Source organism: Lentzea sp. HUAS TT2 (assembly GCF_051853195.1).
Taxonomy (GTDB): Bacteria; Actinomycetota; Actinomycetes; order Mycobacteriales; family Pseudonocardiaceae; genus Lentzea.
Genome location: NZ_CP196667.1, coordinates 2,584,505 through 2,598,228 on the forward strand (window position 1 = coordinate 2,584,505; position 13,724 = coordinate 2,598,228).

Annotated in this window: 16 protein-coding genes and 1 tRNA gene; 7 read left to right on the forward strand and 10 right to left on the reverse strand. The window is 67.1% G+C overall.

The genetic code is table 11. From position 1 onward, the window contains the following. Nucleotides 1-160: 160 nt before the first annotated feature. The 4 genes from ACSHWB_RS12890 to ACSHWB_RS12905 form a co-directional block, all read right to left on the reverse strand. Nucleotides 161-1,003 (reverse strand): DUF4097 family beta strand repeat-containing protein, encoded by an 843-nt coding sequence (locus tag ACSHWB_RS12890; RefSeq protein ID WP_439662267.1) that lies wholly within the window; start codon nucleotides 1,001-1,003, stop codon nucleotides 161-163. A gap of 82 nt (nucleotides 1,004-1,085) precedes the next feature. After that, on the reverse strand, nucleotides 1,086-1,640 hold the full coding sequence (locus tag ACSHWB_RS12895; protein ID WP_439662268.1) for a hypothetical protein: 555 nt from the start codon (nucleotides 1,638-1,640) through the stop codon (nucleotides 1,086-1,088). A 5-nt stretch (nucleotides 1,641-1,645) separates the two neighbouring features. Further along, nucleotides 1,646-2,215, reverse strand: a complete 570-nt coding sequence (locus ACSHWB_RS12900) for a TetR/AcrR family transcriptional regulator (protein ID WP_439662269.1) — start codon at nucleotides 2,213-2,215, stop codon at nucleotides 1,646-1,648. 14 nt (nucleotides 2,216-2,229) lie between these two features. Next, nucleotides 2,230-2,553: a DMT family transporter gene (locus ACSHWB_RS12905; protein WP_439664584.1), complete on the reverse strand. Its 324-nt coding sequence runs from the start codon at nucleotides 2,551-2,553 to the stop codon at nucleotides 2,230-2,232. A gap of 144 nt (nucleotides 2,554-2,697) precedes the next feature. Here ACSHWB_RS12905 and ACSHWB_RS12910 point away from each other — a divergent pair, with 144 nt between their 5' ends. Then, nucleotides 2,698-4,917: a (Fe-S)-binding protein gene (locus ACSHWB_RS12910; protein WP_439662270.1), complete on the forward strand. Its 2,220-nt coding sequence runs from the start codon at nucleotides 2,698-2,700 to the stop codon at nucleotides 4,915-4,917. A gap of 58 nt (nucleotides 4,918-4,975) precedes the next feature. On the opposite strand, the gene ACSHWB_RS12915 is transcribed toward ACSHWB_RS12910, so the two are convergent. The 4 genes from ACSHWB_RS12915 to ACSHWB_RS12930 all read right to left on the reverse strand — a co-directional run bounded on the left by ACSHWB_RS12915 (nucleotide 4,976) and on the right by ACSHWB_RS12930 (nucleotide 8,752). Beyond that, nucleotides 4,976-5,356, reverse strand: a complete 381-nt coding sequence (locus ACSHWB_RS12915) for a phage holin family protein (RefSeq protein ID WP_439662271.1) — start codon at nucleotides 5,354-5,356, stop codon at nucleotides 4,976-4,978. 32 nt (nucleotides 5,357-5,388) lie between these two features. Further along, nucleotides 5,389-6,639, reverse strand: coding sequence for an SdrD B-like domain-containing protein (locus ACSHWB_RS12920; RefSeq protein ID WP_439662272.1), 1,251 nt, complete (start codon nucleotides 6,637-6,639; stop codon nucleotides 5,389-5,391). A gap of 158 nt (nucleotides 6,640-6,797) precedes the next feature. After that, complete coding sequence (locus tag ACSHWB_RS12925; RefSeq protein WP_439662273.1) at nucleotides 6,798-7,349, reverse strand: MarR family winged helix-turn-helix transcriptional regulator; 552 nt, start codon at nucleotides 7,347-7,349, stop codon at nucleotides 6,798-6,800. Between the two features lie 176 nt (nucleotides 7,350-7,525). Continuing rightward, entirely contained in the window at nucleotides 7,526-8,752 is a 1,227-nt protein-coding gene (locus ACSHWB_RS12930) for an SdrD B-like domain-containing protein (protein ID WP_439662274.1), read from the reverse strand. Between the two features lie 214 nt (nucleotides 8,753-8,966). Here ACSHWB_RS12930 and ACSHWB_RS12935 point away from each other — a divergent pair, with 214 nt between their 5' ends. After that, entirely contained in the window at nucleotides 8,967-9,947 is a 981-nt protein-coding gene (locus tag ACSHWB_RS12935; protein WP_439662275.1) for a cation diffusion facilitator family transporter, read from the forward strand. Here ACSHWB_RS12935 and dcd read toward each other — a convergent pair. Next, nucleotides 9,944-10,525, reverse strand: a complete 582-nt coding sequence (dcd, locus tag ACSHWB_RS12940; RefSeq protein ID WP_439662276.1) for a dCTP deaminase — start codon at nucleotides 10,523-10,525, stop codon at nucleotides 9,944-9,946. The genes ACSHWB_RS12935 and dcd overlap by 4 nt on opposite strands. Nucleotides 10,526-10,619: 94 nt before the next feature. Here dcd and ACSHWB_RS12945 point away from each other — a divergent pair. Together ACSHWB_RS12945 and ACSHWB_RS12950 are read left to right on the forward strand one after the other, a co-directional pair. Next, a tRNA-Gly gene (locus ACSHWB_RS12945) sits at nucleotides 10,620-10,693 on the forward strand. A gap of 157 nt (nucleotides 10,694-10,850) precedes the next feature. Then, nucleotides 10,851-11,282: a PH domain-containing protein gene (locus tag ACSHWB_RS12950; RefSeq protein WP_439662277.1), complete on the forward strand. Its 432-nt coding sequence runs from the start codon at nucleotides 10,851-10,853 to the stop codon at nucleotides 11,280-11,282. Nucleotides 11,283-11,295: 13 nt separating this feature from the next. Here the strand turns inward: ACSHWB_RS12950 and coaD are convergent, their stop codons facing one another. Next, nucleotides 11,296-11,703 (reverse strand): pantetheine-phosphate adenylyltransferase, encoded by a 408-nt coding sequence (gene coaD / locus ACSHWB_RS12955; protein ID WP_439662278.1) that lies wholly within the window; start codon nucleotides 11,701-11,703, stop codon nucleotides 11,296-11,298. A 446-nt stretch (nucleotides 11,704-12,149) separates the two neighbouring features. Here coaD and ACSHWB_RS12960 point away from each other — a divergent pair, with 446 nt between their 5' ends. The 3 genes from ACSHWB_RS12960 to ACSHWB_RS12970 all read left to right on the forward strand — a co-directional run bounded on the left by ACSHWB_RS12960 (nucleotide 12,150) and on the right by ACSHWB_RS12970 (nucleotide 13,699). Next, on the forward strand, nucleotides 12,150-12,752 hold the full coding sequence (locus tag ACSHWB_RS12960; protein ID WP_439662279.1) for a hypothetical protein: 603 nt from the start codon (nucleotides 12,150-12,152) through the stop codon (nucleotides 12,750-12,752). Then, nucleotides 12,752-13,168 (forward strand): roadblock/LC7 domain-containing protein, encoded by a 417-nt coding sequence (locus ACSHWB_RS12965; protein ID WP_439662280.1) that lies wholly within the window; start codon nucleotides 12,752-12,754, stop codon nucleotides 13,166-13,168. The genes ACSHWB_RS12960 and ACSHWB_RS12965 overlap by 1 nt, the downstream gene beginning before the upstream one ends. Nucleotides 13,169-13,327: 159 nt before the next feature. Further along, nucleotides 13,328-13,699 carry a hypothetical protein gene (locus tag ACSHWB_RS12970; RefSeq protein ID WP_439662281.1) on the forward strand — a complete coding sequence of 124 codons (372 nt, stop codon included), beginning with the start codon at nucleotides 13,328-13,330 and terminating at the stop codon, nucleotides 13,697-13,699. Nucleotides 13,700-13,724 lie beyond the last annotated feature (25 nt).

Genomic DNA, 13,724 nt, shown 5'->3' on the forward strand with positions numbered 1-13,724 from the left:
TTGTTGAGTGTTACTGGCTCAAGTTTGCCATCCGCTCAACGTTGAGCCTACCCGACTCAAGGTTTCTGACTGTCCTAACGGCCGACAAAGTCTGGTTGTTCCCTCACAACGCGAAGAGGGCCACTCCACGTGGAGTGGCCCTCGACACATCCCCCTGGCTTCAGGCCGCGAGCACCTGGATGTCGCCGGAACCCGCGTTGAGGTTGAGCTCGAGCGACGCGGCCGGGTCGGTCGGCACGTGGATCGAGCGCTCCCCGCTGCCCGACGAGCCGACGACCTTGAACGGACCACCCGGCGCCTGGACGGTGATGTCGCCGGACCCCGTGACGACCCTCACCGACTTCGGCGCCGACAACGTCAGCCTGACCCGCCCGGAGTCGGCGTTCGCGATCACCTCGTTCTCCATCGAGGTGCCGTCGATGTCCCCGGAACCGGTGACGAGCAGCGCCTTGCCCTTGATCGCGTCCAGCTGGATCCGGCCGGACCCCATGTCCGCCGTGACGGCGCCACCGATCCTGACCGCCTGGAAGTCACCGGATCCGGTCTTCACCTTGACGTCCCCCGCGACGTCGCGGGCGATGACCCTGCCGGAGCCGGACCGGAAGTCGACGGAGGCCAGCCCCTCGACGATCACGTCACCGGAACCGATGTCACCGACCACCGTGATGTCCGCGGCCGGGACCAGGACCTCGTAGTTGATCTCGCAGTCGTTGCCGCACCCGTCCAGCACGAGCGTGCTGCCCTCGACGCGGTGCGCGACGCCCGAGGGCTTGTTGTTCTTGTTGTGCTCGACCTTGCGGTGGATCTTCGTCTCGCCCAGCCCCTCCTGGAACCGGATCGACACGTCCCCGGAGTCCTGGTCGCCGCGCACCTTCACCGAGGTGAACTTGTCCGCGACGACGTGGTCGTCGGAGAACTCGTACTTCATGATGCGGATGCCACAGCCGGCCGTCACCGCGAGCACCGCCCCCACCACCAACGCCACCAGCGCAGTCCTCATCATGAGCACAAAACTAGAGGTGGCCGGGCTCACCTACACGGCTGCAAGCCCCCGGAGGCGGGGTGGGGTTGTCCCTACCTGAGCCTCAGACGAGGTCCTCGAGCACGGCGCGCAACGCCGGAGCCGTCCGCGCGGGGTCGTTGAGGAACCGCGTGGACGCCAGCACGTGCGCAGGCGCGATGCGTTCCCACAGCAGGCCCTCGACCGGCACCTCGGCGATGTGCAGCTCGACGCTCTGCGCCCACCGGCCGATGCGCGACTCGATGCCGCGCAGCACGTCTCCTATCGGCAACGCGGCGGGGCTCTGCACCCGGTGCAGCTCCTGGATGCCCGGCTTCAGCGCGAGCACCACGGCACGGCTGGCCGGCCGCGTCAGCAACGCCTCGGCGTCCTCCGGTGCCCCCGGCTCGGCACCACGCCGGCACGCGTCCAGCGCGTCGGCCCACCAGCCCGGCCACTCGGCGGTCACGGCCGCGCGGTCGGCACCCAGCGGCACCTGCACCGGCAACGACGGTTCCAGGCCCGGCACGTGCGGCTCGACGTCGACCGACAACGCCAGCGAGTCGCGCACGTACAGCGCGGCGAGCAGCCCGAGGCTCACCCCGTGGCTGATGCCCGACACCTCTCGCGCGAACTTCATGGCATCTATTGTTCCCTCGCCGGGAGGCCGGAATCGTCGCGGCGACAGATCAAGAAGGACACGATTGGCTCCAGCTCGTCCTCGTTCGGAGCAACGTCGGCGATCAGGCCCTGGATCAGCAGCCCGTCGACGGCCGCGAGGAACGCCCTGAACGCGACCGGGTCCTTCGGCTCCGCGACCTCCACGGCCAGGTCGAGCCACCGGCGGGCGGCGGGCTTCAGCTCGGGACGCCGTCCGGCCAGCAGGTACAGCTCGTACTCGGCGAGCGTGCGGCCGCGGTTCTCGTCGACGGCCCGCGCCAGGCACTTCGCGATCTCCCGTGCGGAGCCGTGTGCGACCACGTGCAGCACGTCGTCGCACAGCTCTTCGGCGGACCACAGGAGCGTGGCGATCAGCAGGTCGTCGAGCGTCGCGTAGTAGTAGGTGGGTGCCGTCGTGGGCACACCGGCCTCACGGGCGACGCTGCGGTGCGTCACGCCCGCGACGCCCTCGCGTTCGATCACGCGCAGGGTGGCCTCGACGATCGCGCGGCGCTTCTTCTCCCCGCGCGCCTTGCGGCCGTCGACCTTCTGCACTTCTGCTACCGCGGTCAGTGCGTCCTCCCGAGTTCGAGCGTCACCACGCCTCCGATGATCAGGACCAGGCCGATGACCATCGTGGGGTTGAGGGTTTCGCCGAGGAACTTCCAGCCGATGATCGCGACGGCTGCAACACCGATGGCAGACCATACGGCGTATGCGACGCCCACGGGCATACCCAACTTCAACGCGCGCGAAAGTGCGGTGAAGGCGATGGCGTAACCGACGACGACAACAACCGACGGCCACAGTCTGCTGAAGCCGTCGGACAGCTTCAACGACACGGTGGCGGCGATCTCTCCCACGATCGCCGCGGCGAGATACAGGTACAACACGGCGACCTCCGGCTGCTCAGGACAAATACCTGAACAAGTGTTCCACAAGTTTTTGATCAATTTCCGGATACTTGACCGGTACGTGAGGAGACACCGGCCACGTCCAAGTGGTTACTGATCAGTAACGTGGCCTAGAATCCCGCCATGACCCTCCAGCTGGTTCTCGGACTCGTCGCCGTGGCGGTGAGCGTCGTCGCCTGGGGCGTGTTCGTCGCCGCCGTGCTGAAGCAGATCAAGATCATTCGGCTCGGCCAGCCGGACGGCACCCGCTTCGGGCCGTTCGTGCCACGCCTGAAGACGATGATCGTCGAGTTCGTGGCGCACACGAGAATGGCGAAGTTCCGCTCGGTCGCCCCGTGGCACTGGATGGTGATGTGGGGCTTCCTCATCGGCTCCGCAGTGCTGTTCGAGGCGTACGGAGAGGTGTTCGACCCGCACTTCCACTGGCCGATCATCGGCACGTGGTCGGTCTGGCTGCTGCTCGTCGAGCTGCTGGGCCTCGGCACCGTCGTCGGTGGTGTCGCCCTGGCGGTGATCCGCCAGCGCAACCACCCGCGCCGCGCCGACCGGGTCTCCCGCTTCCAGGGCTCCGACTTCAAGTCCGCGTACTTCGTCGAGGCCGTCGTCATCATCGAGGGCGTCGGCATCCTGCTGGTCAAGGCGTTCAAGCAGTCGGCCGGCCTGGAAGAGGCTCCGCTGTGGACGTCGTTCGTGACGCAGCCGCTCTCGCACGTGCTGCCGACCGCCGCGATCTGGGTGTCCGTGATGGCACTGGTCAAGCTGCTCAGCGGCATGATCTGGCTGATCGTCGTCGGCCGGAACCTCACGATGGGCGTGGCCTGGCACCGGTTCTCGGCGTTCTTCAACATCTACTTCAAGCGCGAGGACGACGGTGGCGTCGCCCTGGGCGCGCTGAAGCCGATGATGTCCGGCGGCAAGGTCCTGGACCTCGAGGAGGCCGACCCGGACAAGGACGTGTTCGGCGTCGGCAAGGTCGAGGACTTCACCTGGAAGGGCGTCCTCGACTTCTCCACCTGCACCGAGTGCGGCCGCTGCCAGTCGCAGTGCCCGGCCTGGAACACCGGCAAGCCGTTGTCCCCCAAGCTGGTCATCACGCAGCTGCGCGACCACATGTACGCCAAGGCGCCGTACCTGCTGGCCGGCGGCTCGCGCGACATGGCCGGTGACGAGGTCGGTCTCACCGAGGACAAGTACGAGGACTACAAGAAGCGCCTCGAGTCCATCGACGTGCTGGCGATGGCCGAGTCCGAGCGCCCGCTGGTCGGCGGCCCCGACGAGCTGGGCGTCATCGACCCCGACGTGCTGTGGTCCTGCACGACCTGCGGCGCGTGCGTCGAGCAGTGCCCGGTGGACATCGAGCACGTCGACCACATCGTCGACATGCGCCGCTACCAGGTGCTGATCGAGTCGAACTTCCCGTCCGAGCTCGGCGGCATGTTCAAGAACCTCGAGAACAAGGGCAACCCCTGGGGCCAGAACTCCAAGGACCGCCTGGCGTGGACCGAGGGCCTCGACTTCGAGGTGCCGGTGTTCGAGGGCGAGCTGGGCGACGCCGAGTACCTGTTCTGGGTCGGCTGCGCCGGTGCGTTCGAGGACCGCGCGAAGAAGACCACGCGCGCCGTCGCCGAGCTGCTGCACACCGCGGGCGTCAAGTACACGGTGCTCGGCCCGGAGGAGACCTGCACTGGTGACCCGGCTCGCCGCGCCGGCAACGAGTTCCTGTTCCAGATGCTCGCGCAGCAGAACGTCGAGGTGCTCAACTCGGTGTTCGAGGACCGGCCCGCCGGTCAGCGCAAGATCGTCGTGACGTGCGCGCACTGCTTCAACACCCTCGCCAACGAGTACCCGCAGGTCGGTGGCACGTACGAGGTCGTGCACCACACGCAGCTGCTGAACAAGCTGGTGCGCGAACGCCGCCTGGTGCCGGTCGCGCCGGTCACCGAGGACGTCACCTACCACGACCCGTGCTACCTGGGCCGCCACAACAAGATCTACGAGGCGCCGCGTGAGCTGATCGGGGCGTCGGGCGCGAAGCTGCGCGAGATGCCGCGGCACGAGGAACGCTCCATGTGCTGCGGTGCCGGTGGCGCACGCATGTGGATGGAGGAGCGGATCGGCAAGCGCATCAACGTCGACCGCGTCGACGAGGCGCTGTCCACCGCGCCCTCGAAGATCGCGACCGGCTGCCCGTTCTGCCGCGTGATGCTGACCGACGGTGTGACCGCGCGTCAGGCCGACGGCCAGGCGGGGGCGCACGTCGAGGTCGTGGACGTGGCGCAGATGCTGCTGGAGTCCGTGAAGCGGGGCCAGCCAGAGCCGGCCGCGGAAGACGCCAGCGTCTGAGCAGGACAAGGAAAAGGCCCTCGGTCCGTTGTGGACCGAGGGCCTTTTCGCTGGTGTGTCAGTCGTTGTCGGTGATCTTGTCGTAGACCACGTTCAGCACCCAGCCGGTCAGTGCGACGATGATCGCGCCCCAGAACGCGGGCCAGAAGCCGTCGACGCGGAACGGCAGGTCCAACTGCTCCGCGAGCCAGCCGGTGAACATGAACAGCAGCGCGTTCACCACGAGCCCGATCAGGCCGAGCGTGACCAGGTAGAACAGGCAGCCGAAGAACTTCACGAGCGGCTTCACGATCGCGTTCACCAGGCCGAAGATCACCGCGACGCCGATCAGCGTGAGGATCCTCGACCCGGTGGAGCCCTCGCCCAGGTCGATGCCGGGGAGGGCGGTCGACACCCAGACCGCCACGGCAGTCAGCAGCACATGCACCAAGATGCCCATGCCGCAGACTAACCGTGGCCGGTCCTAAGAGGTCAGGAGCGGCGGCGGCGCGCCACGAAGAACGCTCCCACGCCTGCCGCGAGCAGCAGCGCGCCGAGGCCGAGGAAGCCCAGCGGCGACGCACCGGTGGACGCGAGGCCGGACTTGTTGCCCGCCTTGGCCACGGCCTGGTCGGTCGTGGTGGTCGTCGTCGGCGCGGCGGTCGGGGTCGACGAGGACGGCGGCGTGGTCGTCTCCGCGCCCTTCTCGACGATCTTGATCGGCTTCACCGCGACGTTGTTCCTGCGGTTGACGTCAGGCAGGCGACCGAAGTTGAAGCGCGCCATCGCGTGCACCTCGGTGTACGTGACGTCGTTCAGCTCGATCTTCAGCGCGACCTCGGCCTGCTTCCCGGGCAGGATCTTGTCGTTGAGGGAGAAGTCCTCGTCGGTGCCCGGTGACAACGTCACGTTGTCGCTGTGCGACAGGAGCTTCGCGCCGAAGCTGCCCAGGACGAAGGTCGGTGCGACCGGCGCGTTGCCCTTGTTGGACAGCGTGACCTTGAGGTCGATCTGGTCGCCGACGGTGTAGACGTCCTTGGCCGGCGTGATCGCGAACTCGAGCGCGATGTCGGCCTTGGCGTCCGCGTACACCGCGTTGAGCGGTCCGGGGCCTTCGAGCTCGCCGAGCGTGAACTCGATCCTGCCGGTGGCCCAGTCGATCGGGAGGGTCCCCAGAGGCTCGACCAGAGTCAGTCCGCGGGCCGTGTAGTCGGCCGCGACGAACTCGTACTTGCCGGCGGGCAGGTCTTCGACGCTGAACACACCGCCCTCGCCGGACACCGCGATGGGCTTGCCGTTGAGCGTTCCCGGCGAGAGTCGTTCCTCGTCGGCCTGGGGACGGCCGTCCAGGTTCTTGTCGTAGAACGACAGGCCCGCGATGCTGCGACCCTGCACTCCGAAGTCGACGGTCCCGCCCTCCGTCACCACGCGGTACGGGGTCGTGTTCTTGTACCGCCCGCCGGTGGACGCGGTCACCTCGTACTTGCCGGCGGGCAGGTCCCTGGCGGAGTACATGCCCTTGTCGTCGGTCGTGTACTCGCCGACGAGCTCGCCGTCCTTGGTGATCTTCACGACCTTCTCGCCCGCAAGACCCGCTTCTTCGGCGCCAACCTTGCGGTCGCCGTCACGGTCGAACCAGACCAGGCCGCCGATGGAGATCTTCTCCTCCTGTGCGAGTGCGGGAGTTCCCACCGCGGTCAGCACGAACGCAGCCGTCATCGCGACGGCACCGAGCTTCTTCACTTGTCCCCCAGAATCCGATTACTCCACCTGGGTAATCGGATTCCGAGGCCTCCGATGTTGCGTGACTCCGGTCACTCCGACAGCGGGTAACCACCCATCTCGCACCCCTCCCTCTCGCGCCGGTTAGCACGATATCGGATAGTACGAGTTCGTAGCAATTACTCCTTGCTGTCGAGTGCGAGCCTCGTGCGACGGTGCGCCGGCCCCAGTTCGCCGGACAGCACCTCCATGACCTGCCGCAACAGGTCGCGCAGGTGTTCCAGATCGGCGCCCGGCAGCGCGGTGAAGAGGTCGCGCTCGCGTTCCGCCTGGCCGGCCACGATCCGCAGGAAGATCTCGCGGCCGGCGTCGGTGAGCGTCGCGGGCAACGAGCGGCGGTCGCTCGGATCGAGCTCGCGGACCACGAGGCCCGCCTTCTCCAGCCGGTCGAGGCGGCTCGTGATCGTGGTGGCAGGGCTCAGCGTGCCGTTCGCGAGCTGCTTGGGCGTGAGCCGGTGCGGCGGCCCGATCCAGAAGAGCCGCGCGAGGATCTCGTAGTCGGCGCGGTTGAGGCCGTGCGGCGCGGCGATCTCCGTGGCGAGGAAGTCGAGGTACTTGCTGATCTGGTGCACCCGGTCGACCACGCCCTCGACCACCGGATCGATCGCCGGAACCATGGCCCTCCACGACTCGACCTCGGCATCGGTGTCGTCCGCACCACGCTTGCCCATCCCGTGATGGTAGTTGCGCCCGCATGCAGAACGGCCCGCGTCACTCCCCGGACGCGGGCCGTTCTGTCTTACCCCCTGGTGATCAGCGTCCCCCCGGAGCAGATCCCAGCCTTAAGACACCCCAGGGGCGGTCGATGTTGCCCACGCCCGCGAATGTCACTCGAATGGCCTAACGATCAGGCCTTCTGACGGCGACGGGCACCGAAGAGCGCCAGTCCACCGAGCGCCAGCGCGCCCAGACCGATCGCACCCGCGGCCACGGGGTCGACACCGGTGTTCGCCAGCGTGGCGGTCTTCGCGGCCACGGGCTTCGGGGCTGGGCCGTGCGGCTGGGCGGACAACGCGGTGATCTTGCGCGTCAGCACGTTGTCGGAGGGGTCGGAGTCGGGGACCATCGCCCACTTGATCTCGCCGGCGACGAACTCCGCGTCCACCACGACCCTGACTCCGAGGACTTCCACGACGCCCACCTCGAACTTGGCTCCGTTGCCCATGTGCACGTCCTGCCCCAGGACGTGCGCGTTCTCGGTGAGGACCGCCTGGACGCGCAGACCCTCCGGCAGCGTGAGGACTCCGGAGACGCTCTGCGGCGCGTTGCCGTCGGCCGTGCCGGAGCCGTAGATCTCGATGACGTCACCCACCCGGAAGTCGCTCTGGGGAGTGGCCTGACCGTCGCGCTTGATGAGCAACTGCACGGCCTTCTTGTCGTCGTGCAGCGTCATGTAGCCGGAGTCGATGCCCTTGACCTGCTCACCCTTGCCCAGCTTGATCGACTGCGACAACCCGCTCACCCAGTCGAACTTCGAGTCGCTGCTCTGCTTGATCAGCGCCATCTGGTCCGTCCCCCGAAAGCTGGAGGAGAGCCGGTACTCACCGGGCGCGAGACCGCTGAAGCAGTAGGCGCCGTCGACCTTGGTCTCGACCACGGGGACGAGCGGCCCCACGAGGTACATCAGCCGACCGGCGACGGTCCCCTCGCTCTCCTGGCGCTTGCCGTCCTCGTTGGCGTCCTTCCAGGCGACACCGCAGATCGAGGCGCCGCGCAGACCGAAGGAGACGACGTTCTCACTGCCGTCGGTGACGTCGACCTTCACCGAGGTGGGCGTGGTGTTGCCGAGCTTCGGGTCGACGTAGCCGACCTCGTACACGCCGGACGGGACGTGCTTCACGTTCCAGGTGCCGTGGTCGTCGGTCCGGTAGGTGGCGGCCTTGCCGTCCTGGCCCGTCACGACGACGTCGACGCCGTTGATCCCAGCCTCGCCGTCCTGCTTCACGCCGTCGCCGTTGAGGTCGTTGAACACGCTGCCGCCGATCTGGCCCGTCAGGCGGTTCTCGTTCTGCGCGAAGGCGGTACCGGACAGCGCAACCAGGGAGGTCGCGGCGAGAACGGTCGCAGCGCGCATCTTGAACTTCATTTCCTGCCCCCAGGATTCTGTGCAGCACAAATAGGGCCGCACATTTGTTCGGTGATTTCGCCGGCCACCCCCGCGGCCGGTCGTCGATAGAGTCGTTTGACGGGCACCACAGGTTGCCGCCCGAGACCAACCTGTGATTTTCACCAGGTCAGCGCCTCGTGTTGACCTGTGGACACGCGCCTTGAGACCTAGGGTGATCTCCATGAGCGAGAAGCAGTCGGGTTCGGGTGAAAGCACCCTCACGGTCGTCTTGGCACTGCTGGTCAACCTGGCTATCGCGGTCATGAAAGCCATTGCGGGCGTTTTGACCGGTTCGGCCGCAATTCTCTCCGAAGCCGCGCACTCGGTGGCCGACACGTTCACCGAGGCGCTCCTGCTGACCGCCCTGCGCCGCTCGGACCGCCCCGCCGATCGCCGCCACCCGTTCGGCTACGGCAAGGAACGCTACTTCTGGTCGCTGCTGGCCGCGGTCTCGATCTTCGCCTCGGGCGCGATGTTCGCGTTCTACGAAGGCTTCCGCACGGTCTTCGGCGAACCCGAGGAGCAGACCCGCCCGCTGGTCGGCTACATCGTGCTGGGCCTGGCCTTCGTGCTGGAGTCCATCTCGTGGACGCAGGCGTTCCGGCAGGTCCGCTCCGAGTCCGCCGCGCACGGCCGCGGGTTCTGGGACTTCCTGCGGGTGTCCGACGACCCGACCGTGAAGACGGTCTTCCTGGAGGACTCGGCCGCGCTCATCGGCCTGCTGCTCGCGTTCGCGGGCCTCGGCCTGCACCAGCTGACCGGCTCGTCGCTGTGGGACGGCCTCGCCTCGCTGGCCATCGGCGTGCTGCTCGCGGTGGTCGCCTACGTCCTCGCGCGCACGAACCGCGGCCTGCTGATCGGGCAGCAGGCGGACCCGGTGATGGTGAAGGCGATCTGGCGCCGGCTGGGCGAGGTGCCCGAGGTCGACGCCGTCGTGGACGTGCTGACGATGTCGATCGGCACCGACCGCGTGCTGCTGTGCGCCCGCCTCGACTTCGACGACGCGCTGACCGCACACCAGTTGGAGAACGCCTGTGTGCGGATCTCCGCGGAGCTGCGCGAGTCGTACCCGGACCTGGACGAGATCTTCCTGGAACCCGTCCCGCGCACCGATCCCGAACTGCGCCGCCGCGTGCTGGAGCGGTACGGCGACCTGAGTTAGCGGCGCGTGTCGGTCTGGTGGAAGTTGAGGTAGGCGCGGCTCGGCGTCGGGCCGCGCTGCCCCTGGTAGCGGCTGCCCGCCTGCTTCGAGCCGTACGGGTGCTCCGCCGGGCTCGACAGCTTGAACAGGCACAGCTGCCCGATCTTCATGCCGGGGTGCAGCGTGATCGGCAGGTTCGCGACGTTCGACAGCTCCAGCGTGATGTGACCGGAGAAGCCGGGGTCGATGAAGCCCGCGGTGGAGTGCGTCAGCAACCCGAGCCTGCCGAGGCTGGACTTGCCCTCCAGCCGACCGGCCAGGTCGTCCGGCAGCGTCACCATCTCGTAGGTGGACCCGAGCACGAACTCGCCGGGGTGCAGCACGAAGCGCTCACCCTCCGGCGTCTCGACCAGGCTGGTCAGCTCGTCCTGCTGCTGCGCCGGGTCGATGTGGGTGTACTTGGTGTTGTTGAAGACCCGGAAGAACCGGTCCAGCCGCACGTCGATGCTCGACGGCTGGAGCATCTCGACGTCGAAGGGGTCGAGGGCGAGACGGCCTGACTCGACCTCTTTGCGCAGATCCTGGTCACTCAGCAGCACCCGGACAGGCTAACCGAGTTGGTGTCGTTGGCTAGCCGCCACCGTGAGACGTCACGTTGCCGCTCTGTGTATGATCGGCTCCGAGCTTGCTCGTGCGGGTGTAGTTCATTGGTAGAACGACAGCTTCCCAAGCTGTAGAGGCGGGTTCGATTCCCGTCACCCGCTCCAGACCGGTAGCCGGTGTGTGCCTGCGAAAAGCGCGGGCCGCACCGGTTTCGGCGTTTCTGGGGCCAGAACGGCTCCGCCCTCGGACCTCGACCCACTCCCGATACCGGGCAACCGTTCTGCCCGCCCCCGCGTGACTCTCGGGAGAGAGGGAGGAACCGTGGGGGAGAACGTGACCTATGTCAGGCGAGGTCCACGCAGGTTCGTCACCGCCGTCCTGGTGTTGGGCATGGTGATGGTGCCCTGGCGGCTCGCCGTCAACTTCGGTGATTCGACGTGGGTGGCCATGGCCGGAGCCCTCTACGTCCTGGGCACGTTGGCGGCCATCTGGCAGTTGTGGCGCGTGTGCGTGACGCTCACGCCCGCGAAGGTCATCGTGCGCAACCCTTGGCGTGACCACCACATCACCTGGGACCGGATCGCCGACGTCGAGCGGGAGAACGTCCTGGGCATGCAGCGCGTCAACCTCGTGCTGACCGACGGCTCCAGCGTGCCGTGCGCCGCCTACCGCGGCGGGTCGCTGAGCGGTACGCCGCTGGGTGAGGACTTCGTCGGCGTGGTCCGGCAGCGGATCGGGTCCGCGCAGCGGTAGGCCGGTCGACCTGTCAGCGCGTTGTTGCCGCGATGACGGTCGAGGAGATGTGCGCCTGCTCCGGGCCGGTCGGGACGAAGAGCGTTTCGAGGCCGCTGAGGCGACGGTTCATCTGGGCCACCGGCACCTCGTGCTCCAGGTCGCGCTGGGTTCGCACGCCTCGCACGATCACCCCGGCACCCACGTCACGGCAGTAGTCGACCAGCAACCGGCCGGCGCTGGAGTCCACGGTGACGTTGGCCAGCTCGCTGGTCATTTCCGCCAGCAGAGCCAGACGTTGCGGGAGAGGAAGCCGCCCGGTCTTCTCCGGGTTGGTCATGACGCACATGACGACCTCGTCGAACATGTCCGCCGCCCGGCGCGCCACGGCGAGATGCCCCTGCGTGGCCGGGTCGAACGAACCGGGGAATACAGCGCGCATGGCTCGCAATGCTAACCATCGGCATCTGCCGAGGACAGGGCCGTCAAAAGCCGATCCAGGCTTGTTGATCCATCGAAAATGAAAGAGCCCGCCGTATTGCCCGCTGAAATGGAATGCTTCACTCGATCAGGTGACGCTTGGCGCGGCTGGACAGTATCGGCGGGTAAGAAGTAGCCCTGGCGGTCGCTCGTTCGATTCGGGTGACGAACTCGATCGGATGACCAACCCCGCCAGGCGCTTCCTCTCCGTAAGTCCGAATTAACCCGGAGTCACCTCTGAGACGCGACAATCGAGCCGCATTCGACGTCCTCGCGCAAGCCCTGGCGCAATGTCACGCGGATCGAGTCACCGGCGCATTGCGCATTGTGGGCAATGTGGGTGGGGTGTTTCATTTGCGCGACGGCGCGGTGATCGCGGTGGACAGTTCCGGTTCACCAGGAGCGGAGGTGCTGCTGCTGAGCTCTGGCCGGATCGCGGAAGGGGACTGGACCGCGGCACTGGTGGAGAGCGTCGAGACGCGGTCCCTTCAGGCGGCGCTGGTCGCGAGGGGGATCGTCGAGGTCCAGGACCTCGTGCTGGCCGTCGTGCTGGACGGAGCGTTCGCCGCGGCCGCCGGTGAGGTCGAACGATGGGTCGTCGACGAAGCCGCCGACCCGCCGCTGCTGCCTGCTGATGAGGGTGTCGTTCCGGAAAAGTTGGTGCCGGAGACCGCCCGCCGGCTGGACGTGGTCGCCTCGCGACAGCTGTCTCCTTACCGGGACCGGCTGGTTCCCGCCGGCGGAGTCGAGCCGGCTGGACTGACCGCGGAACGACGGGAGATCGTCGCGCACGCGACTGGTAGACGTACCGCGCGCGATATCGCCTTCGTGCTCGGACGGAGTCTCTATTCGGTGACCGTCGAGGTCTCCCGGATGCTGGGTGAAGGACTGCTGGAAATGGCCCCGCCTGCGACGTCGTTCAGATGCTCGCACTGGGGGCTGGCTTCGCTGCGCCCACGGGCGGAAGCCGGTTCGGATTTCGGAAACTCCCTGAGGTCGTCGGAGGTGTGATGTTTGTACTGAGCGGTTCGACATTTCCGATTCTGGAAGGGAGTGAATTGGACTACGACGCGCTGAGCGCCGAACTGAGAAAGCTTCGAGAGAACGTCGCCGGAGTGACCGACACGGTGATCGCCGCGTCCGACGGGATACCCATCGTCGCCGACGTGGCCAAGAACATCGACCCCGCGCACATCTCCGCGCTGGCCGCCGCGGATCTGGGAATCGCGCGGCAGGCCGCGGAGGTGATCGGTCTGGGCACGCTCAGCCAGACCGTCGTGTTCGGCAGCGAGGGCTACATGGCCGTGTACGCGATCGGCCGGTTGTCACTGATGGTCGTACTCGGCGACAAGGGCCTGAACCTCGGTCGGCTCCTCCACGAGACCAGGCCCGTGATCGAACGGGTCGGCGCGATTCTGTCCGCGTAGACGCACTTGCGCGAAAAATGGTCGCAGTACATGTCCACGATTGGTTCATGGCTCTCTTCAATGATGCCTTCGTCATGGAGGCAGAACCGCACACGACCGAGACACGGCAGATCGGATGCGCCGTCTCGATCACAAGAAGACACAGGGAAGTGGATTTTGATGAACATCGATACCGCGTTGAAAGAGGCCATGTCCATCTCCGGCGCTGTCGGTGTCGCACTGGTGGACTACGACAGCGGCATGTCGCTGGGCACCAGCGGCGGAGGCGACTGGCTGAACCTGGAGATCGCCGCGGCGGGGAACACCGAGGTCATCCGGTCGAAGCTCCGCGTGATGCAGTCGCTCGGTCTCAGCGACACCATCGAGGACATCCTGATCACGCTGCACCGGCAGTACCACCTGATCCGGCTGATGGGCGGCGTGAAGAACAGGGGTTCGCTCTTCCTCTACCTGGTGCTGGAAAGAGACAACGCGAACCTCGCGCTGGCGCGGCACCAGCTCAAGCGGATCGAGTCCGATCTGATGGTCTAGGCCTGATCGGACGCCGCACAAATGC